The sequence below is a fragment of the Streptomyces sp. genome, assembly GCF_035644915.1.
GTDB lineage: Bacteria > Actinomycetota > Actinomycetes > Streptomycetales > Streptomycetaceae > Streptomyces.
In genome coordinates this window covers 31,471-52,441 of the sequence record NZ_DASQNP010000154.1, presented here as the reverse complement: position 1 = coordinate 52,441, position 20,971 = coordinate 31,471, and the positions used below count along the sequence as shown (strand labels likewise).

Sequence of the window (20,971 nt, the reverse complement as noted above, 5' to 3'; positions counted from 1 at the left end):
GCGGTGCCGGGCGGCGGGGCCGGCCCGCCGTCAGGTCAGGTACGGACTTCCAGCAGGGGGACCAGTTGCTCGGCGGGCGTCATGGAGCCGTGCATGCCGATCAGTTCGGACTCGTTGGGCTCGGTCTCGGTGGCGACGACCGCGACGCCGTCGCCCATCGCGACCACCACGTCGCCGATCCGGGCGCGCACCCGGTCGTCGACCTGCGGGCCGAACCAGCCCAGTTCGATCGCCTCGTCCCGGGTCACCACCCAGGCCCGGTCCCCCAGCACCTCGCGCCAGACGGCGTGGACGTCCCCGGCCGCGCCCGGCACGGCGTACAGGTGGCGGGCCCGGCCCTCGCCGCCGAGCCGCGCGACGCCCGCGCGCAGCTCCCAGTCCTCGTCGAAGTCGTACCGGGCCTCGGGGCCGGGCGGGATGTCCACCATGCCGTGGTCGGCGGTGACGTAGAGGACCGAGCGCGGCGGGAGCTGTTCGGCCAGGCGCTGGGCGAGCCGGTCGACGTACATCAACTGGCCGCGCCAGGCGTCGGAGTCCACGCCGTAGCGGTGGCCGTTGCCGTCGAGTTCGGCGTAGTACGTGTAGACCAGCGTGCGGTCGGCCGCGGCCAGCCGCTCGGCGGCGAAGTCCATCCGCTCCTCGGCGGAGAGCCTGCCGTGGAAGGTGCCGCCGGACAGCGCGATCCGCGTGAGCGGGGTGTGCTCGAAGTGCGGCGCCGTGACCTGGCAGGCGGCGATCCCGGCCGCGTCGGCGAGCTGGAAGACGGTGGGGTACGGCTGCCACGCGTACGGGTCCGTCCACGGCTGCCAGCGGAGCTGGTTCATCAGCTCGCCGGTCGCCGGGTCCAGCACGGTGTAGCCGGGCAGCCCGTGGGCGCCGGGGACCAGGCCGGTGCCCACCGAGGCCAGCGAGGTGGCGGTGGTGGAGGGGAAGCCCGCGGTGATCGGCTTCCCGGTGCCGCCGCGGGAGGTGGGCAGCAGCGAGGTCAGGAACGGGGCCTCGTCGGGGTGGGAGAGCAGCAGCTCCCAGCCCATGCCGTCCACCAGGAAGACGCAGGCCCGGTCGGCGGGCGCCAGCTCCAGCCCGGACTTCATCCCGGGCACGCCCTGCCCGGCGGCGATGGCGGGGAGCAGGTCGGCCAGCGACGCCTCGCCGTAGCGCGGCACGGGCGCGGTGCGGGGATCCAGGGGCACCGGCTCGTGCGGGGCCGGGCCCTGCGGGAGGGACTGGACCATCAGCGGGCGCCGGTGGTCGCCGCGATGGCCTCGGAGAGCGCCTGCGCGAAGGCCAGCGCCTGGCGGACGGTGTCCGGGCCGTCGCCCGCCTCGCTGACGCGCAGCGAGAGGTCGTCGGCGGTGAGGGAGCCCGTGTAGCCGTGGTCCGCCTCGCAGTTGGGGTCGCCGCAGTTGGCGGGCTCCATGTCCAGGCGGGAGACGGCGCCCCAGCCGATGGTGAGGACGACCTCGCGGGGCAGGGTGCCGGGGGTGTAGGACTCGGGGTTGGCAACGACCCTGCTGAGGACGACGGAGGAGATCCGCTCCAGCTTCACCGACTCGGTGGAGGTCGTGGCGTACGGCGAGGGCGAGGTGTTGTCCGCGGGCTGCTCGTCGGTGTGGCTGACGATGAACCGGGTGTCGGTGAGCACCAGAACCGTGACGTGGCGGCGCACCTCGTTGGAGTCGAACGTCGTCTCCTGGTGCACCAGGTACGAGGCCACGGGCTCACCGCCCACGGCGGACTCGACCGCCTCGGCCACGAGAGCCGGGTAGTAGCCGCTGCGCTCGATCGCCGCGCGCAGCCCCTGGGTCGTCGTACCGGTCTTCGCCATGCCGCCCATCCTACGGGGCGCGGGGCGGTCAGTACGCGGGCAGGCGGCGGGGTCCCAGGTCGGCCCACGCGGGGTTGCCCGTGCCGAACGCGGCGGGCGGGTCGGCGACGCGGACGGCGGCGCCCAGCACCGTCAGGCCGCGGGCGGCGACGACCACCGGCTCCAGGTCGACGGAGACGATCTCGGGGTGGTCGTCGACGAGCCGGGAGAGCCGCAGCAGCAGGTCCTCCAGGGCGGCGGTGTCCACCGGCTGGGCGCCGCGCCAGCCGAACAGCACGGGCGCGGAGCGGATGGAGCGGACCAGGTCCGCGGCGTCCCGGTCGGTGACGGGGACGAGCCGGTGGGCGGTGTCGCCCAGCAGCTCCGAGGGCGGGCCGGCCAGCCCGAAGGAGAGCACCGCGCCGACGGCGGGGTCGACGGTGGCCTTCACCACGGTGTCCACGCCGCGGGGGGCCATGGCCTGGACGACGGGCCGCAGCTCCGCGGGCTTGCCGAGCTGCTCGGTCAGTTCGGCGTAGGCGCGCCGCAGCCCCGCCTCGCCCGCGATGTCCAGCCGTACGCCGCCGAGGTCGGCCCGGTGGCGCAGGTGGGGGGCGGTGGTCTTCAGGGCCACCGGGTAGCCCAGCCGCCGCGCGGCGGCCGCGGCGGCGTCCGCGTCGGGGGCGGGCAGGACGGGCTGCACCGCGATGCCGTAGTGCCCCAGCAGTTCGGCCGCCTCCCCGCCGGTCAGCGGCACGCTGCGGCGCGGGTCGCGCTCCCGCTCCCGGACGCGGGTCAGCAGGGCGGCGGCGGACGCCTCGTCGATGTCGTCGTACTCGGGCACCCGGCCCGGCGTCCCGGCCTCGCGCCGCCACTGGGCGTAGCGGACGGTCTCCGCCAGGGCGCCCACGGCCCGCTCGGGGGCGGGGTAGGCGGGCAGGCCGCGTTCGGCGAGGGCGGCGTCCAGGCCCTCGATGGCCAGGTGGACGACGGCCACCGGTTTGGCCGTGCCCCCGGCGGCCCCGGCGCCCTCGGCGGCCTCGCGCAGCGCCTCGGCCAGCACGGCCGCGTCCCGGCCGTCCGGGGGTCCGTCGACCCAGGGGATCGCGGTGACCACGACGGCGTCGGTGGCCGGATCGGCGAGGGTGGCGCGCAGGGCGCGCCGGAAGTCCTCGGGCGCGGCCTCGGTGGTCAGGTCGGTGACGGGCTGCGGGCGCAGGCCCCGGGCCAGGCAGGCGTCGTAGGTGAGCAGGCACAGCGACTCGGCGTTGCCGAGGATGCCCACGCGCGGGCCCGCGGGCAGCGGCTGGGTGGCCAGCAGGACACCGGCGTCGACGAGTTCGGTGACGGTGTCGACGCGGATGACGCCGGCCTGCCGCAGCAGCGAGGAGACCGTGGCGTCGGGGGTGCGGCTGTCGGGGACGGCGTGGCCGGGGGGCGGGGCGCTGGCGTTGTGCCGGGCGCCCTTGACCACGACGATCGGCTTGCGGGCGGCGGTGCGCCGGGCCAGCCGGCTGAACTTCCGGGGGTTGCCGAAGGACTCCAGGTACATCAGGACGACGTCCGTGTCGGGGTCGTCGTCCCAGTACTGGAGCACGTCGTTGCCGGAGACGTCGGCGCGGTTCCCGGCGGAGACGAAGGTGGAGACGCCGCCGAGCCCGCGGCCCCGGCGGTGGAGGGCGGCGAGCACGGCGATGCCGATCGCGCCGGACTGGGTGAACAGGCCGATGCGCCCGCGGTCGGGGATCGCGGTCGACAGGGTGGTGTTGAGCCGGACGCCGGGTGCGGTGTTGATCACTCCGAAGGCGTTGGGGCCGATGATGCGCATCCCGTACGAGCGGGCCTGCCGGACCAGTTCCCGCTGCTCCTCGCGTCCGAAGTCGGCGGAGAGGACGACCAGTCCCTGCACGCCCCGCCGGCCGCACTCGGCCACGACGGCGGGCACCTGGCCGGCGGGGACGGCGACGACGGCCAGGTCGACGGGTTCGGGGATCTCGCGCACCGAGCGGTACGCGGGTACCGCGTCGACCTCGGTCGTCTCCGGCGGGAAGGCGCGGTTGACGGCGTACGTACGGCCGGTGAAGCCCGCCGCGCGCAGGCCGGCCAGGACGGTGCGCCCGGCGCCGCGCGGGGCGCGGCTGACGCCGATGACGGCCACCGAGCCGGGGGCCAGCAGCCGCTGGACGGAGCGGGCCTCGGCCCGCTGCTCACGGGCCCGCATCACCGCCAGGGACCGCTCGGTCGGTTCCAGGTCGAGGGTGAGGTGGACCGTGCCCTCCTCGAAGCTGCGCTTCTGGGAGTAGCCCGCGTCCGTGAACACCTTGACCATCCTCGTGTTGGCGGGCAGCACCTCGGCGGAGAAGCGGCGCACGCCGCGCTCGCGCGCGCAGGCGGCGATGTGCTCCAGCAGGGCGGAGCCGACGCCGCGCCCCTGGTGGTCGTCGCGGACGAGGAAGGCGACCTCGGCCTCGTCGGCGGGGAGGGAGGCGGGACGGCCCGTGCCGTCGATGCGGTCGTAGCGGACGGTCGCGATGAACTCGCCGCCCACGACGGCGGCCAGGCCGACCCGGTCGACGTAGTCGTGGTGGGTGAAGCGGCGCACGTCGCGGTCGGTGAGGCGGGGGTAGGGGGCGAAGAAGCGGTAGTACTTCGACTGGTCGGAGACCTGCTCGTAGAACCTGACCAGGCGGTCGGCGTCGTCGGGGGTGATGGGACGGATCCGGGCCGTGCCGCCGTCGCGCAGCACCACGTCGGCCTCCCAGTGGGCGGGGTAGGCAGGCTCGGTCGGCGTCCGCATGGGGTCAGCCTAGCCACCGGTGCCCCGGTCCGCGGCCCCGGACGAACCCCGGACGAAAGGGACCCGGGAGCGCCGGGCGGGGCCGGCGGGAGGGGCGGGGCGCGGGTCCGCCCTGCTCCTTCGGGCGGTCCCCCTGTGCCAACCTTGGTCCGGACAGCCGTTCCGACCCGAAGGACACCACCATGGCCGAGCGCCGTGTCACCGTCGGCTGGGCCGAGGGCCTGCACGCCCGCCCCGCCGCGATCTTCGTCCGCGCCGCGACCGCCGCCGGCGTGCCCGTCACCGTGGGCAGGCCCGGGGAGGAGCCGGTCAGCGCGGTGTCGATGCTCGCGGTGCTGGGGCTGGGCGTGGAGGGCGGCGAGGAGATCGTGCTGGCCTCCGGTGCCGAGGGTGCCGAGGACGCCCTGGAGCGTCTGGCGAAGCTGGTCTCCGAGGGGCTGGGGGAGCTTCCCCAGACCGTCTGAGACGGTGCCCGGCCGGGCACCGGCCGCGTCCGGGAGCCTCCGGAAAACTCCGGGAGCCACGGGAACTCCGGGACCCTCCGGAAACGACGCCGACGGAACGGGCGAAGGCGATGGAGCACGCGACTCCACCGCCTTCGTCATATCCGCGCGTCCCGGACGGACAATTCCCCGGGTATTTCCGTCCGCCGTATACGACCGCTGTTACGGATTATCGAGCGCCGTGTTGACGGCATGTTTCGTCTTTCTCACCGCGTCTTTCCGGCGGGCGTTGCGCACGGCCACCGGACGCTGTTCGCGACGGACCGCGACCGAGCGCTCCACGTGGGCGGCCGCCAGGTCCCGCGCCCGCTCGGCGTCGCCGCGGGCGACCGCGTCCACGATGGCGCCGTGCTCCCGCCAGACCGCGGCCGCCCGCAGCGGGGGCTCCGCGGCGTACACCCAGGTGATCTTGCGGCGGAGCTGGGTGAGCAGCGCGGCCAGCGTGGGGCTGCCGGAGGCCTGGGCCAGCGTCTCGTGGTACCAGTCCCCCAGGGCCCGCAGGTCGGACAACTGGCCGTGGTCGGCGCGCTGTCGACCGAGGCGGACCAGGCCGCGCAACACCTTCAACTGCGCCTCGGTGCGGCGCTGCGCCGCCCGGGCGGCGCCCAGCGGCTCCAGCAGGGCGCGGAGGTCGAGCAGGTCGGCGGCCTCCCGCTCGGTGGGCTCGGCGACGCAGGCGCCCGCGTGCCGGCGGCTGGTCACGAAGCCCTCCGACTCCAGGGTGCGCAGGGCCTCGCGCACCGGGACCCGCGAGACGCCGTAGCGCTTCGCGAGCAGTTCCTCGGTGAGCCGGGCACCGGGCGGGAAAGCGCCGGAGACAATGTCGTCGCGTACCGCAGTGCACACCATGTGCGCCGAAATGCGCATGCGCCGACCTCCGCCGTCTTCTCCGCGTTTCCGGTGTCCCGCAGAGTCGAACTGTATTCCACCGGCACGGAAATTCCGATGCCCCAAGGAAGACAGGCGGAAAACCTGCGTCCGCGCGGCGGCGCGCCCCCGGACGCCTCAGACGGCGATGCCCTTGGAGCGCAGGTAGGCGATCGGATCGATGTCCGAGCCGTAGGCGGGTCCGACGCGGGCCTCGAAGTGCAGGTGCGGGCCGGTGGAGTTGCCGGTGCTGCCGGAGAGCCCGATCCGGTCGCCCGCGTCGACGGGCTGGCCGGGCACGACCTGCAGCGCGGACAGGTGGGCGTACTGGGTGTACCGGCCGTCGTGGTGGCGGATGACGACCTGGTTGCCGTACGCGCCGCCCCAGCCGGCCGTCACCACGGTGCCCGGACCCACGGAGCGGACGGGCGTGCCGGTGACCACGGGGAAGTCGATGCCGCTGTGGCTGCCGGAGGACCAGGAGGTGCCGGACGCCTTGTACGGGGTGGTGGCGTGCGCGCCCTCGACCGGGGCGACGTAGCCGCTCAGCGCACGCCGCTCGGCCTCGCGCTCGGCGCGGCGCTTCTCGGCCGCGCGCTCCCGGGCGGCGGCGAGCTCGGCGGCACGCTCCCTGGCGGCCTTCTCCGCCTGCTCCGCCTGCTCGGCCCGCCGGGCCTTGACGGCGCGGGCGACGGCGATCACCTCGGCCTGCTCGGCCCTCTCCCGGGCGGCGCCGGCCGCGCGCCGCCGTTCCTCGGCCTGGGCCCTGACGTCGTCGGCGATCGTGTCGCCGACGGCCATGGCCTGGACGAAGCCCAGGGCGTAGGTCCTGGGCGCCCCGTCCGGCGCGGCGGCGGCGGAGGTCGCGAGGCTGCCGACCACGCCGGTGGTGGCCAGGGCGGCGACCCCCAGGAGGCCGGCGCCGGTGCGCACGGCGCGGCCGGAGAGCTGGTGCTTCTCGGCGAGTCTGCCGGTGAGGTCGGTGATCCTTCCGGCGAGCTTCTCGGTGAACTGCCCGGTGGCACGGGTGAACGCCATGGGCGGCGTGCTCCTTTCCTTCCTTGTCGCCTACCGGGTTAGCTGACGGGTTCGGAGCAGGAAGGTCTCCTACGAGCGCATGGCTCGATTCACCCCGGTGAGATGGACCCCTCGCGCACTGGAGGCGGAGGGTGGTGGGTCCCCGGCTCCCCCTGGTGGGGGACTCGGCGATTCGCCTGCCGTCGGCCGTGGTCGCGGATGCTTCCGACGGCCGACCGGACCGACGCTAAACGGACACGCTTGAGTGGGCAAACAAATCAGGCTATTTGTCGCCCATGCCACACAAACTTCCGCCAGAAGGCTCCAAAAACGGACATAACGAAGGCCCTTGGTGTGACAACCACACCAAGGGCCTTCGTCGTTGGGGAAGCGCCGGAGCCGTCAGTCCGTGACGACCGTCACCTCTCCGATCCCCAGTTCCCGTACCGGGTCGGCGATCTGCGAGGCGTCTCCCACCAGCACCGTCACCAGCCGGTCCGCCGGGAAGGCCGCGACGACCGCCGCCGTCGCCTCCACCGTCCCGGTCTCGGCGAGGCGGGCGTACAGCCGCGCCTGGTAGTCGTCGGGGAGGTGCTGTTCCACCTGGTCGGCGAGGGTGCCGGCCACGGCCGCCGCCGTCTCGTACCGCAGCGGGGCGACGCCCACCAGGTTCTGCACGGCGGCGTCGCGCTCCGCGTCGGTGAGCCCCTCCGCGGCCAGGGTGCGCAGCACCTGCCAGAGGTCGGCCAGTGCGGGCCCCGTCACATCGGTGGCCACCGAGCCGTTGATGGCCAGGAGCGACGCGCCGGTGCCGTCGGGGGCCGAGCGCAGCACCTGGGCGAAGGCGCGCACGCCGTAGGTGTAGCCCTTCTCCTCGCGCAGCACCCGGTCCAGGCGGGAGGTCAGCGTGCCGCCCAGGCAGTACGTGCCGAGCACCTGGGCGGGCCACACGCGGTCGTGCCGGTCGGGGCCGGTCCGGCCGATGAGCAGTTGCGTCTGCACCGCGCCGGGACGGTCCACGATGACCACCCGGCCGGTGTCGTCCGCGGTGATCGGCGGCACCGGCCGGGGCTCGGCGGCGGAACCGTTCCAGGCGCCCAGGGTTTCGGCGAGGGCCTTGTCCAGGTCCACGCCGGTGAAGTCGCCGACCACCACGGCCGTGGCGGTCGCGGGCCGCACGTGCGCCTCGTAGAAGGCGCGCACCGCCGCGGCGTCGATGCGCTCGATGGTCTCCTGGACGCCCTGGCGGGGACGGGAGAGCCGGGAGTGCCCCGGGAACAGCTCGCCGGACAGCGCGATGGCCGCCCGGCGGGCGGGGTTGGCCAGCTCGTGCGGGATCTCGTCCAGGCGGTTGCGCACCAGCCGCTCGATCTCACCGTCCGGGAAGGCGGGAGCACGCAGCGCGTCGGCGAGCAGGCCCAGCGCCTTGGTCAGCCGGGAGGCGGGGACCTCCAGCGAGACCCGCACGCCGGGGTGGTCGGCGTGCGCGTCCAGGGTGGCGCCGCAGCGCTCCAGTTCGGCGGCGAACTCCTCGGCGCTCAGCTTGTCGGTGCCCTCGCTGAAGGCGCGGGCCATGATCGCGGCCACGCCCTCCTGCTCCCTGGGCTCGGCGTCCAGCGGCGCGGGGAGGTTGACCTCGACGGCGACGACCTTCTGGCCGGGACGGTGGCAGCGCAGCACCGTCAGCCCGTTGGACAGCTCGCCGCGCTCGGGGGCCGGGAACGCCCACGGCCTGGGCTGCCCGCCGCGGGGCTGGGGGTGGAACTCCATGGAAACGCCGTTCGCGGGCTGGGGAGTGGCGTCGCTCACTGAGCGGCCTCCTGGTCGTCGTTGGTGGCGGAGTCGGAGACGGTGGCGCCGTCGGCGACATCGGCCGCGATGTCGGGGGCGGTGGTCTCGGTGGGCTCGTAGACCAGCACCGCGCGGTTGTCGGGACGCAGCCGGGCGGCGGCCACCTCCCGCACCTCGTCGGCGGTGACCTGCAGCACGCGGTCCACCGCGGTCAGGGCGAGCTGGGGGTCGCCGAACAGCACGGCGTACCGGCACAGCTCGTCGGCGCGGCCGCCGACCGTGGCCAGCCGGTCCAGCCACTCGCGCTCCAGCAGGGCCTGGGCGCGCTCCATCTCCGCCGGGGTCGGCCCCTCGGCGGCGAAGCGGGCCAGTTCCTCGTCCACGGCCGCCTCGATGGCGGCGACCTCGGCGTCACCGGACGCCTTGACGTCCAGCCACCCCATCGAGGGCGCGCCCGCGAGCCGCAGCATGCCGAAGCCGGCGGTGACGGCGGTGCGGTCGCGGCGGACCAGGCGGTTGTGGAGGCGGGAGGACTCGCCGCCGCCGAGCACGGTCAGCGCCAGGTCGGCGGCGTCCGCCTCGCGGGTGCCGTCGTGCGGCAGCCGGTAGGCGGCCATCAGCGCCCGGGAGGGCACCTCCTCGCGCACGACCTGCCTCAGCTCCTCGCCGATGACGTCCGGCAGCGTGCCGTCGCGCGGCGGCCGCTTGGCGTCGTGGGCGGGGATGGACCCGAAGTACTTCTCGATCCAGGCGAGCGTCTGTTCCGGGTCGATGTCGCCGACGACCGCCAGCACGGCGTTGTTCGGCGCGTAGTAGGTGCGGAAGAAGTCCCGCGCGTCCTCCAGGGAGGCGGCGTCCAGGTCGGCCATCGACCCGATCGGGGTGTGGTGGTACGGGTGGCCCTCGGGGTAGACCATCGCCGTCAGCTTCTCGAAGGCCGTGCCGTAGGGCACGTTGTCGTACCGCTGGCGGCGCTCGTTCTTCACCACGTCGCGCTGGTTCTCCATGGACTCCTCGTCCAGGGCGGCCAGCAGCGACCCCATGCGGTCGGCCTCCAGCCACAGCGCCAGTTCCAGCTGGTGGGCGGGCATGGTCTCGAAGTAGTTGGTGCGCTCGAAGCTGGTGGTGCCGTTCAGCGACCCGCCCGCGTTCTGCACCAGTTCGAAGTGGCCGTTCCCCTTCACCTGGGCCGACCCCTGGAACATCAGGTGCTCGAAGAGGTGCGCCAGGCCGGTGCGGCCCTCGACCTCGTGGCGGGAACCGACGTCGTACCAGAGGCACACCGCGGCGACCGGCGTCAGGTGGTCCTCGGAGAGCACCACGCGCAGGCCGTTGGACAGCCGGTGCTCGGTCGCTGTCAGGCCGCCGGCGGTGGGCGGAGGCGTGGACGTGTGACCCATGGGCAGGGAGTCCCTTCCGATCGCGATCGCGGACCGCGTCTGACAACGCGTGTGTGGTCACTGTATGCAAGCGACCCGACAAAGCGCGAAGTTCCCGTACGGTTCGGGGCGGGGATCCGGCTGTCAGAGCCGAGGTCCACAATGGTCAGCGTCCGTTCCCCGCCCGGCGGGGGCGACACAGCCCGCACCACCGAGAAGCAGGACGCACGAAGGAGTCGCAGCCGCGATGGCCCGCCGCAGCACGAAGACCCCGCCCCCCGGGGGAGACTTCGAGGAGCGCATCCTCGACATCGACGTCGTCGACGAGATGCAGGGCTCCTTCCTGGAGTACGCCTACTCGGTCATCTACTCGCGCGCCCTGCCCGACGCGCGCGACGGCCTCAAGCCGGTGCACCGGCGGATCCTGTACCAGATGCACGAGATGGGCCTGCGGCCCGAGCGCCCGTACGTCAAGTGCGCGCGCGTCGTCGGCGAGGTGATGGGCAAGCTCCACCCGCACGGCGACACCGCCATCTACGACGCGCTGGTGCGCATGGCTCAGCCGTTCTCGATGCGGCTGCCGCTGGTGGACGGGCACGGCAACTTCGGCTCCCTGGGCAACGACGACCCGCCCGCGGCGATGCGGTACACCGAGTGCCGGTCCGCCCCGGCGGCCGGGCTGATGGTCGAGTCGATCGACGAGGACACCGTCGACTTCGCGCCCAACTACGACGGCAGCGAGTCCGAGCCCGCCGTGCTGCCGTCGGCCTACCCGAACCTGCTGGTCAACGGCTCCTCGGGGATCGCGGTCGGCATGGCCACCAACATGCCCCCGCACAACCTGGGCGAGGTGATCGCCGCCGCCCGGCACCTGATCAAGCACCCCGGCGCGGACCTGGAGACGCTGATGCGCTTCGTGCCCGGTCCGGACCTGCCCACGGGCGGCCAGATCGTCGGGCTGGAGGGCATCAGGGACGCGTACGCCAAGGGCCGCGGCACCTTCAAGATCCGCGCCACGGTCTCCGTGGAGAACGTGACCGCGCGGCGCAAGGGCCTGGTCATCACCGAGCTGCCCTTCAACGTCGGCCCGGAGAAGGTCGTCTCCAAGATCAAGGACCTGATCAACGGCAAGAAGATCCAGGGCATCGCCGACGTCAAGGACCTCACCGACCGCCAGCACGGGCTGCGCCTGGTCATCGAGATCAAGAACGGCTTCAACCCCGAGGCCGTGCTGGAGCAGCTCTACAAGCTGACGCCGATGGAGGAGTCCTTCGGCATCAACAACGTGGCCCTGGTCGACGGCCAGCCGCTGACGCTGGGCCTGAAGGAGCTGCTGGAGGTCTACGTCGACCACCGCTTCTCCGTGGTGCGGCGGCGCAGCGAGTTCCGGCGCAGCAAGCGGCGGGACCGGCTGCACCTGGTCGAGGGCCTGCTGGTGGCGCTGGCCGACATCGACGAGGTCATCAGGATCATCCGGTCCAGCGAGAACGCCGCGCAGGCCAAGGAGTCGCTGATGGCCCGCTTCGGCCTGTCCGAGGTCCAGACGCAGTACATCCTCGACACGCCGCTGCGCCGCCTGACGAAGTTCGACCGGCTGGAGCTGGAGGCCGAGCGCGACCGGCTGAACGCCGAGATCCAGGAGCTGACCGACATCCTGGAGTCGGACGCGGCCCTGCGGAAGCTGGTCTCCTCGGAGCTGGCCGCGGTCGCCAAGAAGTACGGCACCCCGCGCCGCACCCGGCTGCTGGAGTCGGCGGACGTCCCGGCGGCGGCCGTCCCGCTCCAGGTCGCCGACGACCCGTGCCGGGTGCTGCTGTCCTCCACCGGCCTGCTGGCCCGCACCGCCAACGGCGAGCCCGTCTTCGACTCCGACGCCAAGCGCCGCAAGCACGACGTGATCGTCTCGGCCGTCCCCGCGACGGCCCGTGGCGAGGTGGGCGCGGTGACCTCGGCCGGGCGCCTGCTGCGACTGTCCGTCATCGACCTGCCCCAGCTTCCGGAGAACTCCCCGCCCAACCTGGCGGGCGGCGCGCGGTTCACCGAGTTCCTGTCCCTGCGGGAGGGCGAGGAACTGGTCTGCCTCACCACCCTGGACGAGTCCTCGCCGGGCCTGGCGCTCGGCACCGAACAGGGCGTGGTCAAGCGGGTGGTGCCGGACTACCCCGTCACCAAGGACGAGCTGGAGGTCATCACCCTCAAGGAGGGCGACCGGATCGTCGGCGCGGTGGAACTGCGCACGGGCGAGGAGGACTTGGTCTTCATCACCGACGAGGCGCAGCTACTGCGCTTCCCCGCCGGGCAGGTACGCCCGCAGGGCCGCCCGGCGGGCGGTGTGGCGGGCATCAAGCTGGGCCAGGGCGCGAAGGTGATCTCCTTCACCGCCGTCGACCCGGCCTCCGACGCGGTGGTCTTCACCGTCGCGGGCTCGCACGGCACGCTGGACTCGATGGGCACGGCCAAGCTGACGCCGTTCGACCAGTACCCGCGCAAGGGCCGGGCGACGGGCGGGGTGCGCTGCCAGCGCTTCCTCAAGGGCGAGGACTGCCTCGCGTTCGCCTGGGCCGGTCCCGCCCCCGCCCGCGCGGCGGACGCCAAGGGCTCGCCGGTCGAGCTGCCCGAGGTGGATCCGCGCCGCGACGGCTCGGGCACCCCGCTGGCCAAGCAGGTCTCGGCGGTCGCCGGCCCGGTGTGACGGCCTCCCGCCGCACCGGACGGTTCCGGCTCCGTTTCCCGTCCGCCCGGCCGCGCTCCGCGGCCGGGCGGACGCGCGACGCCCCGGTCACCCGGAGCCGGCCCCTCCGGCCGGAGGCCGGGCAGCCCTTCGTCCCCGGAGACCTCGACGTCCCCGGCGCCCCGCCGCGGACCGGCCGCCGCCGGGGACGGCCGGCAGCGGGCCGGTGAACGGGCCGCGCGGGGTGACGGCGGCCTCCCCTCCCGCGCGGCACCGGGCGAGGGCGTCGCCGGTGGGGTCCATCCGCCACTCCGCCGCCTCCGGTGCGGTGCCGGTGGCCTGGAGGCGGAGGGTGCGGCCGGGGCCGAGCAGCTCGCGCCTCCCGGGACGGACCTCGGACATCCGCGGCAGCGAGCCGAGTTCCCTCCGCTCGTCCAGGGCGTCGACGGCCGCCTGCTCGTCCACGGTGAACTCCGCGCCGACGGCCAGGACCGCGTCCGCCCGGTGGACGACCGTCTCGTGCGGGAAGCGGCGCGCCCGGAACCCGCGGCACGGGACGGCAGGTCGCGCAGCCGTCCGTCGGGAAGGGGGCGGGCGACCGGGGGCGCACGATCTCCTCGGCCCGGCGGTGTCCGTCGCCGAGGTGCCGCGGCCGCCGGCCGGGGTTCCAGCCGGGGCCGGGCGGGCACCGGAACCGTCGGGTCCGCGTCCGTGACGGCGGCCCTCGGCGGGTCGGTCCGCGCGACGACTCCGGCGCGGTGGCGGTCGTGCTCCGGAAGGCCCGTACCGCCCCGTGGACCGCGTGCCGCTGACCCCTCCTCAGGCGTTCCGGGGCGTCAGGCCGGGGCTTTGCGGGCCCGGGTCGTCAGGGACGGGCGTAGCGCAGGACGCCCCACATGCTGTCGGGCCCGGCGTCCTCCGGGGAGCCGTTCCCCGCGCAGGCAGCCAGCTCCTTGCGGACGGCTCCGGCGTCGATGCCGGAGCCGATCAGCACGAGCTGTGTCACGCGCGGCTCGCCGCGCCTCCACGGCCGGGGCGTGAAGCGCAGGAAGCGCCCGACGGCGTGCAGTTCGAACTTCTGCCGGTGGCCCGGCACGCCGAAGTACACGAAGCCCTTGATGCGGTACAGGCCGTCGGGCCTGCCGTCGAGGAAGGCCATGAACCGGCGCGGGTCCACGGGCTCGTGGGCGGTGAACTCCACGCTCTCGTAGGCGGCGTGCAGATGGTCGCCGTGCTCGTCGTGGCCGCCGTCGCGGAGTTCGGCCCGCACGTCCTCGAAGGACAGTTGCCGTACGGACTCCTCCCGATCCTCCCCGGAGCGCCGGTCGAAGAGCAGTTCCGGGTCGATCCGCCCGTGGGTGGCGCAGACGACGGGCGTGCCTCCGCCCAGCCGCCGCAGCTCGTCCGCCAGGGCCTGCCGTTCGGCGTCCCCGACGCGGTCGGCCTTGTTGAGCACCACCAGGTCCGCCATGGCCACGTGCCGTTCGATCTCCGGATGCCTGGCCCGGGTGGCCTCGAACTCGGCGGCGTCGACGACCTCGACCAGCCCGCCGTAGACGACGCGGTCCTCGGTACCGGCGAGGATCATCCGGATCAGGGTCTCCGGCTCGGCCAGGCCGCTGGCCTCGACGACGATGACGTCGATGCGCGCCGAGGGACGCGCCAGCCTGGCCAGCATCTCGTCCAGGTCGCTGGTGTCGACCGCGCAGCACAGGCAGCCGTTGCCCAGGGAGACCATCGAGTCGACCTGCCCGGCCACCGCCATGGCGTCGATCTCGATGCTGCCGAAGTCGTTGACGATCACGCCGATGCGGCTCCCTCCGCTGTGGGAGAGGAGGTGGTTGAGCAGGGTGGTCTTCCCCGATCCCAGGAAACCCGCCAGGACGATGACCGGGATCCGCTTCCTGATCAAGCTCGCGCCTCCATCGTGCGGGTGGCAGCCGTACCGGGACGGCTGCCGATCGTAGTGGACGGCCCGCCCCCGTTCGGGCGCCGCCCGGAACCTCCCGGGACGCAAGAGGTTAGGCTCGCCTGTGTGAGCATCTGTTCGGCTGCCTCCCGGTCGCTGTCCGAACCGCTCGCGGCCACCGCCGCGACGGCCCGGACCTGGCTGTTCGTCGAACAGCCGGGGCCGTGGGGCGCCAAGGCCCTCACCCACAGCCGTCTCGGCCCCGCCCTCGGCCGCGCCCTGGAGCGGGCCGCCGACGGCACCGGTGTGCGCGTCGCGCTGATCCGCCGCCCCGGCCGGCACCCGGACCGCCACCGCCCCGTCCGCCGCCGGGCCTACCTGGCCCACACCCTCCCCGGCCGCTCCTGGGTGCGCACCGGCCTGCTCTCCGACCCGCAGGAGCTGCGGGACCTGGACATGGCCGCCCTCGGCGCGGGGGACCACGGCGGACTGTGGGAACCGTACGACGGCGATCCCCTGGCGCTGGTGTGCACCAACGGCAGGCGCGACCGCTGCTGCGCCCTGCTCGGCCGTCCGCTGGCCACCGAACTCGCCGCCTCCGGCGCCGGGGAGGTGTGGGAGACCACCCACCTCGGCGGCCACCGCTTCGCCCCCACGCTGCTGACGCTGCCGTACGGCTATGCGTACGGCAGGCTGGGCGGGCACGCCGTCAAGGGCGTCCTGGACGGGCTGCGCCGCGGCCGGATCGTCACCGACGGCTGCCGGGGCCGTTCCGCCTGGAGCCGCCCGGGCCAGGCGGCCGACCTGGCGGTCCGGGAGCTGACGGGCGAGACGGGCGCCGACGCCCTGACCGTCGCGGAGACGGACGGTGCCGCTCCGGTGTGGACCGTCACGGTGGCCCACCGCGACGGCCGTGCCTGGCGCGTCACGGTCACCGAGGACACCGCCGCACCGCCCCTGCCCGCCAGTTGCGGCGCCGCCCCCGCGCCCCAGCCCCGGGTGGCGGCCACGGCGGTCGTCCCGCTCCGAGCGGGCTCCTGAAGGCTCCCGCGGAGGCATCCGGGAAGCCCCGGCGGCCCGGCGGAGGGCCGGCGGAACCCCTCGGCCTCACGCCGCGCCCGCGCCCGTCAGCGCCCGGACCTCGGTCTCGGCGTGCCTGGTCCCGTCCGGGGCCCCGGGAGACAGGAGGGTGCCCAGCCAGCCCGCCAGGAAGCCCAGCGGGACGGAGACCAGAGCCGGGTTCTGGAGGGGGAAGAGGGCGAAGTCCCACTCCGGGAACAGCGCCCGCGGACCACCGGAGACGACCGGGGAGAGCACCACCAGGACGACGGCGGGGGCGAGGCCGCCGCAGACCGACCACAGGGCGCCGCGGGCGGTGAAGCGGCGCCAGAAGAGGGTGTACAGCAGCACGGGGAGATGGGCGGAGGCGGCGGCCGCGAAGGCGAGTCCGGCGAGGAAGGCCACGTTCAGGTCCTGGGCGAGGATCCCCAGGGCGATAGCGACCGCGCCGATGAGCGTCGCGGCCACCCTGGCGACCGCGACCTCGCCGCGGGGCGGCCGGCCCCGGCGGTGGCGGCGGGTGAGCGAGGCGTACAGGTCGTGGGCGACGGCGGCCGAGGAGGCCAGGGTGACGCCCGCGACCACCGCCAAGACGGCGGCGAGGGCGACCGCGGCGACCACCGCGAACAGCACGGCTCCCCCGGCCGAACCGGCCCCGCCGCCCAGGTCGAGGGCGAGCAGCGGGAGGGCGGTGTTCCCGGAGGGGTCGGCGGCGCGTACGGCGTCCGGGCCGACCAGGGCCGCGGCGCCGAGGCCGAGCACGACCGTCATCAGGCAGAACCCGCCGATCAGCCCGATCGCCCACACCGCGGAGAGCCGTGCGGCGCGTGCGGTGGGCACGGTGAGGAAGCGGGCCAGGACGTGCGGCAGCCCGGCGGTGCCCAGGACGAGCGCCAGGCCGAGGCTGAGGAGGTCCAGCCGCGCCGTCCAGTCGTGGCCGTACCGCAGTCCGGGGGCGAGGAAGCCGGAGCCGTGGCCGCTGCGTTCGGCCGCGGTGGCCGCCAGGGCGCCCAGGTCGCCGCCGTGGCGCAGCAGCACCAGCACGGTGAGCGCGCCGGCGCCCGCCAGGAGCAGGACGGCCGTGACGATCTGGATCCAGGTGGTCGCGCGCATGCCCCCGCGCGCGACGTGGACGATCATGAGCGCGCCGATCCCGGCGATAGCGCAGGCACGGACGGCGGGGCCGGTGTCGCCGAGGAGGAGCGCGACCAGACTGCCCGCGCCGGCCATCTGGGCGACGAGGTAGAGGACCGAGACGGTGACGGACGAGATGCCCACGGCGATCCGGACCGGGGGCTCGCTCATCCGGGCGGCGACCACGTCGGCGAGGGTGAACCGGCCGCAGTTGCGGACGAGCTCGGCGACGAGGAGGAGGACGATCGGCCAGGCGGCGAGGAAGCCGACGGAGTGGAGCATTCCGTCGTAGCCGTACAGGGCGATCAGTCCGGCGACCCCGAGGAAGGAGGCGGCGGACAGGTAGTCGCCGGCGATGGCGAAACCGTTCCCCGCCGGGGAGAACTGCCGTCCGCCCGCGTAGAACTCCTCCGGCGAACCGTGGCGTCCGCGGCTCGCCCGGTGCGTGATCATCAGGGTGGTCACGACGAGGGCGCAGAGCAGCAGCAGTGTCAGTGCCCGGTGGCCGCCGGTCACCGGACCGGCCCCCCGCGGTCCCTGCGATCCCCACGGTCCTCGTGGCCTCCGCCGTCGCCTCCGTCCGCCGTACGGGCCAGGTCCTGGGCGTGCCAGCGCAGCTCGAACGCCGTCCTGTCCCGGTGCAGCCGCGCGTGCCGGGCGTACGCCCAGGCCAGCAGGAAGGCCGTGGCGAACTGGGTGAGTCCGGCGAGCACCCCCACCGTGAACGGCCCGCCGCCCAGCGGGCGGCCCATCAGACCGGGCGCGGCGGTGGCGATGACCACGTATGCCAGGTACCAGGCCAGGAAGACGGCGCCGGCGGGCAGGACGAAGCGGCGGTGGCGGCGGCGCACCTCCTGGAAGGCGGCGCTGCGGTGGACGGCGAGGCGGGCGGCGCGCACTCGTCGTGCCGTCCGCCGCGGCCGGAGGCGAGGGTGTCGTACCAGGGGTCGTCGATCCGCATGCCCCAGGATGGGCAGGTCCGCGGAACCCGAGCCGGACCAATCCGGACTCTTCACCCTTTCAGGCGATGATTCGCAGATTCCGGGAGGCGTCCCGGGAGCGGCACGGAGGGCTCCGGAGCCCCGAGGGTCCTGGGGCCCGGGAGGCCCGGGGAGGGAAGCGGCCTCCGCCCCGGGCGGTCCGGGGCGGAGGCGCGGACGGCGAGGCACCGGCCGGAGGCCGGCCGCGGGTCAGACGTCGATCCGGGAGCGGTCCAGCGTCGCCGCCGAGGTGGTGATGAACTCCTTGCGCGGCGCGACCTCGTTGCCCATCAGCAGGTCGAACGTCTTCTCCGCGGCCTCCAGGTCGCTGATGTTGATCCGTCGCAGCGTGCGGTGGCGCGGGTCCATCGTCGTCTCCGCGAGCTGGTCGGCGTCCATCTCGCCCAGGCCCTTGTAGCGCTGCACGGAGTCCTTGTAGCGGATCCCGGCGTGCCGGAGTTCCAGCAGGGTCTGGCGCAGCTCGTTGTCGGAGTAGGTGTAGATGTACTTGCTCTGCCCCCGCTTGGGGTTGACCAGCTCGATCCGGTGCAGCGGCGGCACCGCCGAGAAGACGCGGCCCTGCTCGACCATCGGCCGCATGTAGCGCTGGAAGAGCGTCAGCAGCAGGCAGCGGATGTGCGCCCCGTCGACGTCGGCGTCGGCGAGGAAGATCACCTTGCCGTAGCGCGCCTGGTCGATGTCGAAGGTCCGTCCGGAGCCCGCTCCTATGACCTGGATGATCGCGCCGCACTCGGCGTTCTTCAGCATGTCGGAGACGGACGACTTCTGGACGTTGAGGATCTTGCCGCGGATCGGCAGCAGCGCCTGGAACTCCGAGTTCCGGGCGAGCTTGGCGGTGCCCAGCGCCGAGTCGCCCTCGACGATGAACAGCTCGCTGCGCTCCACGTCGTCGCTGCGGCAGTCGGCGAGCTTGGCCGGGAGCGAGGAGGACTCCAGCGCGGTCTTGCGGCGCTGGGCCTCCTTGTGCTGGCGGGCGGCGATCCGGGTGCGGGCCGCGGCGACGACCTTCTCCAGCACCGCGCGGGCCTGCTGCTTGGCGTCGCGCTTGGTGGAGGTCAGGAACGCCTTGAGCTCCTTGGAGACGACCTGGGCGACGATCCGGGAGGCCGCCGAGGTGCCCAGCACCTCCTTGGTCTGCCCCTCGAACTGGGGCTCGGCCAGCCGTACGGTCACGACCGCCGTCAGGCCCTCCAGGGCGTCGTCCTTGACGATGTCGTCCTCGGCGACGCGCAGCAGCTTGGTGGAGCGCAGCACCTCGTTCACGGTCCGGGTGACCGCCCGCTCGAAGCCGGCGACGTGGGTGCCTCCCTTGGGGGTGGCGATGATGTTGACGAACGACCTGACCGTGGAGTCGTACCCCGTCCCCCACCGCAGCGCGACGTCGACGCCCAGCTCGCGGGTGACCTCGGTGGGGATCATGTGGCCGCGCTCGTCCAGGACCGGGACGGTCTCCTTGAAGGTGCCCTGGCCCGTCAGGCGCAGCACGTCGCAGATCGGCCGGTCCTGGGCGAGGTACTCGCAGAACTCGCTGATGCCGCCCTCGTAGTGGAAGACCTCCTTGGCGGGCGGAGCGCCGTCGATCCCGCGCTCGTCGCGCACGACGATCGTCAGGCCGGGCACGAGGAAGGCCGTCTGGCGGGCCCGGGCGTGCAGGTTCTCCAGGGAGAGCTTGGCGTCCTTGAGGAAGATCTGCCGGTCGGCCCAGTACCGGACTCTGGTGCCGGTGCGGCTCTTGGGGATCTTCTTGCCCTTGCGCAGACCGCTCGCCGGGTCGAAGGGGGCGTCCGGACCGGACTCGGTGAAGATGCCGGGAACACCGCGCCGGAAGCTGATGGAGTGGGTGCGGCCGTCGCGGTCGACCTCGACGTCGAGCCGGGCGGACAGCGCGTTGACGACGGACGCGCCGACGCCGTGGAGACCGCCGGATGCCGCGTACGAGCCGCCGCCGAACTTGCCGCCGGCGTGCAGCTTGGTCATCACCACCTCGACGCCCGACAGGCCCGTCTTGGGCTCGACGTCGACGGGGATGCCGCGGCCGTTGTCCTGCACCTCGACCGAGCCGTCCTCGTGGAGGATCACCTCGATGTGGTCGCAGTGCCCTCCGAGGGCCTCGTCGACGGAGTTGTCGATGATCTCCCAGAGGCAGTGCATCAGGCCGCGGCTGTCGGTGGAGCCGATGTACATGCCCGGCCGCTTGCGCACCGCCTCCAGCCCTTCGAGGACGAGCAGGTGCCGCGCGGTGTAGTTGGAACCGTCGCGGTCCGCCCCCGTCAACAGGGCGGTGGACGGCATGGGGGTCCCCCTGCCGGAGGCCAGGGGAGTCTCGGCGGTCACGCGGTTCGCTCCTCGCTGAATTTCGCTGGGGATGGCTGTCTTGCGGGTCAGAGGGTACCGAGGCCCAGGAGAGCCGAGGTGACGCCACCCAGGAGAAGGCCTATGGTAACCCAGTGTCGACCATGTGTTCGATAACTCGTCCGGGTGACGTGTACATCACGTTCCCTTTCGGGCATGAACCATCTAGGCTCCGGGCACGTCCTCAGGAACAGACCGGGAGGCCGGCGCCGGAGGAGACAACCGAACAGACAACATGAAGACGGCGAAGATCAACTAATCTCTGCAAACGGCTCATTCGCCGCCAACCCGGCAACAGTCAGCCACCTCACAGAGAGATTTTTCGAGGAAAAGCCACGAGCGGGAACGTTTTCGGCCTGGTTGGATGTTGACCCTGGTACGACAGCTCGTCGAGCTAGAGAAGAGGCGACGTGACTACTGTTCTGACCCCCGCGAGCCCGCTGACGGCCGCTGACCGCTGCGATCGCTGCGGCGCCCAGGCGTATCTGCGTGTTGTGCTCCTCAGCGGTGGAGAGCTGCTGTTCTGCGCCCACCACGGCCGGAAGTTCCAGCCGGAGCTCAAGAAGATCGCCGCGGAGATACAGGACGAGACCGAACGACTCAACGCCACCCCCGCGAACGCGGGCGGCAATGAGCGCTGACGACTGACCCGCCGACCCGGCGGCAACTGCGTCCCCATCCGAC

At 73.7% G+C, this 20,971-nt stretch carries 15 protein-coding genes, 1 pseudogene and 1 riboswitch; of the genes and pseudogenes, 4 read left to right on the top strand and 12 right to left on the bottom strand.

Annotated elements, in window-relative coordinates:
- Nucleotides 1-35 precede the first annotated feature (35 nt).
- From VE546_RS17255 to VE546_RS17245, 3 genes are read right to left on the bottom strand one after another with little or no spacing between them, the layout of a single operon-like run.
- Nucleotides 36-1,235, bottom strand: a complete 1,200-nt coding sequence (locus tag VE546_RS17255; protein WP_324923225.1) for an alkaline phosphatase family protein — start codon at nt 1,233-1,235, stop codon at nt 36-38.
- Nucleotides 1,235-1,828: a DUF5998 family protein gene (locus VE546_RS17250; RefSeq protein WP_324923223.1), complete on the bottom strand. Its 594-nt coding sequence runs from the start codon at nt 1,826-1,828 to the stop codon at nt 1,235-1,237. The genes VE546_RS17255 and VE546_RS17250 overlap by 1 nt, the downstream gene beginning before the upstream one ends.
- A 28-nt stretch (nt 1,829-1,856) precedes the next feature.
- Nucleotides 1,857-4,604: a GNAT family N-acetyltransferase gene (locus VE546_RS17245; protein ID WP_324923221.1), complete on the bottom strand. Its 2,748-nt coding sequence runs from the start codon at nt 4,602-4,604 to the stop codon at nt 1,857-1,859.
- A 182-nt stretch (nt 4,605-4,786) separates the two neighbouring features.
- On the opposite strand from VE546_RS17245, the gene VE546_RS17240 reads away from it, so the two are divergent.
- Nucleotides 4,787-5,068, top strand: a complete 282-nt coding sequence (locus tag VE546_RS17240) for an HPr family phosphocarrier protein (protein WP_324923219.1) — start codon at nt 4,787-4,789, stop codon at nt 5,066-5,068.
- Between the two features lie 201 nt (nt 5,069-5,269).
- Here VE546_RS17240 and VE546_RS17235 read toward each other — a convergent pair whose 3' ends face one another.
- The 4 genes from VE546_RS17235 to VE546_RS17220 all read right to left on the bottom strand — a co-directional run bounded on the left by VE546_RS17235 (nt 5,270) and on the right by VE546_RS17220 (nt 10,182).
- Nucleotides 5,270-5,974, bottom strand: coding sequence for a GntR family transcriptional regulator (locus tag VE546_RS17235; protein ID WP_324923216.1), 705 nt, complete (start codon nt 5,972-5,974; stop codon nt 5,270-5,272).
- A 138-nt stretch (nt 5,975-6,112) separates the two neighbouring features.
- Nucleotides 6,113-7,012, bottom strand: coding sequence for a M23 family metallopeptidase (locus VE546_RS17230; RefSeq protein WP_324923214.1), 900 nt, complete (start codon nt 7,010-7,012; stop codon nt 6,113-6,115).
- Nucleotides 7,013-7,024: 12 nt separating this feature from the next.
- A riboswitch (cyclic di-AMP (ydaO/yuaA leader) is annotated at nt 7,025-7,192 on the bottom strand.
- 201 nt (nt 7,193-7,393) lie between these two features.
- Nucleotides 7,394-8,761 carry a pitrilysin family protein gene (locus tag VE546_RS17225; RefSeq protein ID WP_324923288.1) on the bottom strand — a complete coding sequence of 456 codons (1,368 nt, stop codon included), beginning with the start codon at nt 8,759-8,761 and terminating at the stop codon, nt 7,394-7,396.
- A gap of 35 nt (nt 8,762-8,796) precedes the next feature.
- A complete protein-coding gene (locus tag VE546_RS17220) occupies nt 8,797-10,182 on the bottom strand; it encodes a pitrilysin family protein (protein WP_324923211.1) in 1,386 nt (461 codons plus the stop codon).
- Nucleotides 10,183-10,408: 226 nt separating this feature from the next.
- Between VE546_RS17220 and VE546_RS17215 the strand changes: the two genes are divergently transcribed.
- A complete protein-coding gene (locus VE546_RS17215; RefSeq protein WP_324923209.1) occupies nt 10,409-12,853 on the top strand; it encodes a DNA topoisomerase IV subunit A in 2,445 nt (814 codons plus the stop codon).
- An 87-nt stretch (nt 12,854-12,940) separates the two neighbouring features.
- On the opposite strand, the gene VE546_RS17210 is transcribed toward VE546_RS17215, so the two are convergent.
- Together VE546_RS17210 and VE546_RS17205 are read right to left on the bottom strand one after the other, a co-directional pair.
- Nucleotides 12,941-13,297, bottom strand: coding sequence for a hypothetical protein (locus tag VE546_RS17210; RefSeq protein WP_324923207.1), 357 nt, complete (start codon nt 13,295-13,297; stop codon nt 12,941-12,943).
- 400 nt (nt 13,298-13,697) lie between these two features.
- Nucleotides 13,698-14,744, bottom strand: a complete 1,047-nt coding sequence (locus VE546_RS17205) for a GTP-binding protein (protein WP_324923205.1) — start codon at nt 14,742-14,744, stop codon at nt 13,698-13,700.
- A 123-nt stretch (nt 14,745-14,867) separates the two neighbouring features.
- Here VE546_RS17205 and VE546_RS17200 point away from each other — a divergent pair, with 123 nt between their 5' ends.
- On the top strand, nt 14,868-15,782 hold the full coding sequence (locus VE546_RS17200) for a sucrase ferredoxin (RefSeq protein WP_324923203.1): 915 nt from the start codon (nt 14,868-14,870) through the stop codon (nt 15,780-15,782).
- A gap of 66 nt (nt 15,783-15,848) precedes the next feature.
- Here the strand turns inward: VE546_RS17200 and VE546_RS17195 are convergent, their stop codons facing one another.
- From VE546_RS17195 to VE546_RS17185, 3 genes and pseudogenes are all read right to left on the bottom strand, one after another.
- A complete protein-coding gene (locus VE546_RS17195; protein ID WP_324923201.1) occupies nt 15,849-17,450 on the bottom strand; it encodes a cation acetate symporter in 1,602 nt (533 codons plus the stop codon).
- Nucleotides 17,447-17,895, bottom strand: a pseudogene (locus VE546_RS17190) (DUF485 domain-containing protein). Before VE546_RS17190 ends, VE546_RS17195 begins: the two are co-directional and overlap by 4 nt.
- Before the next feature lie 229 nt (nt 17,896-18,124).
- Nucleotides 18,125-20,227 (bottom strand): DNA topoisomerase IV subunit B, encoded by a 2,103-nt coding sequence (locus VE546_RS17185; RefSeq protein WP_324923286.1) that lies wholly within the window; start codon nt 20,225-20,227, stop codon nt 18,125-18,127.
- A gap of 470 nt (nt 20,228-20,697) precedes the next feature.
- Between VE546_RS17185 and VE546_RS17180 the strand changes: the two genes are divergently transcribed.
- Nucleotides 20,698-20,928 carry a DUF7455 domain-containing protein gene (locus VE546_RS17180; RefSeq protein WP_324923197.1) on the top strand — a complete coding sequence of 77 codons (231 nt, stop codon included), beginning with the start codon at nt 20,698-20,700 and terminating at the stop codon, nt 20,926-20,928.
- Nucleotides 20,929-20,971: the final 43 nt, after the last annotated feature.

What these genes read in the sequence shown, in the direction of transcription:
- VE546_RS17255 (WP_324923225.1), bottom strand. Translation starts at nt 1,235, where the DNA reads ATGGTCCAGTCCCTCCCGCAGGGCCCGGCCCCGCACGAGCCGGTGCCC.
- VE546_RS17250 (WP_324923223.1), bottom strand. Translation starts at nt 1,828, where the DNA reads ATGGCGAAGACCGGTACGACGACCCAGGGGCTGCGCGCGGCGATCGAG.
- VE546_RS17245 (WP_324923221.1), bottom strand. Translation starts at nt 4,604, where the DNA reads ATGCGGACGCCGACCGAGCCTGCCTACCCCGCCCACTGGGAGGCCGAC.
- VE546_RS17240 (WP_324923219.1), top strand. Translation starts at nt 4,787, where the DNA reads ATGGCCGAGCGCCGTGTCACCGTCGGCTGGGCCGAGGGCCTGCACGCC.
- VE546_RS17235 (WP_324923216.1), bottom strand. Translation starts at nt 5,974, where the DNA reads ATGCGCATTTCGGCGCACATGGTGTGCACTGCGGTACGCGACGACATT.
- VE546_RS17230 (WP_324923214.1), bottom strand. Translation starts at nt 7,012, where the DNA reads ATGGCGTTCACCCGTGCCACCGGGCAGTTCACCGAGAAGCTCGCCGGA.
- VE546_RS17225 (WP_324923288.1), bottom strand. Translation starts at nt 8,761, where the DNA reads ATGGAGTTCCACCCCCAGCCCCGCGGCGGGCAGCCCAGGCCGTGGGCG.
- VE546_RS17220 (WP_324923211.1), bottom strand. Translation starts at nt 10,182, where the DNA reads ATGGGTCACACGTCCACGCCTCCGCCCACCGCCGGCGGCCTGACAGCG.
- VE546_RS17215 (WP_324923209.1), top strand. Translation starts at nt 10,409, where the DNA reads ATGGCCCGCCGCAGCACGAAGACCCCGCCCCCCGGGGGAGACTTCGAG.
- VE546_RS17185 (WP_324923286.1), bottom strand. Translation starts at nt 20,227, where the DNA reads ATGCCGTCCACCGCCCTGTTGACGGGGGCGGACCGCGACGGTTCCAAC.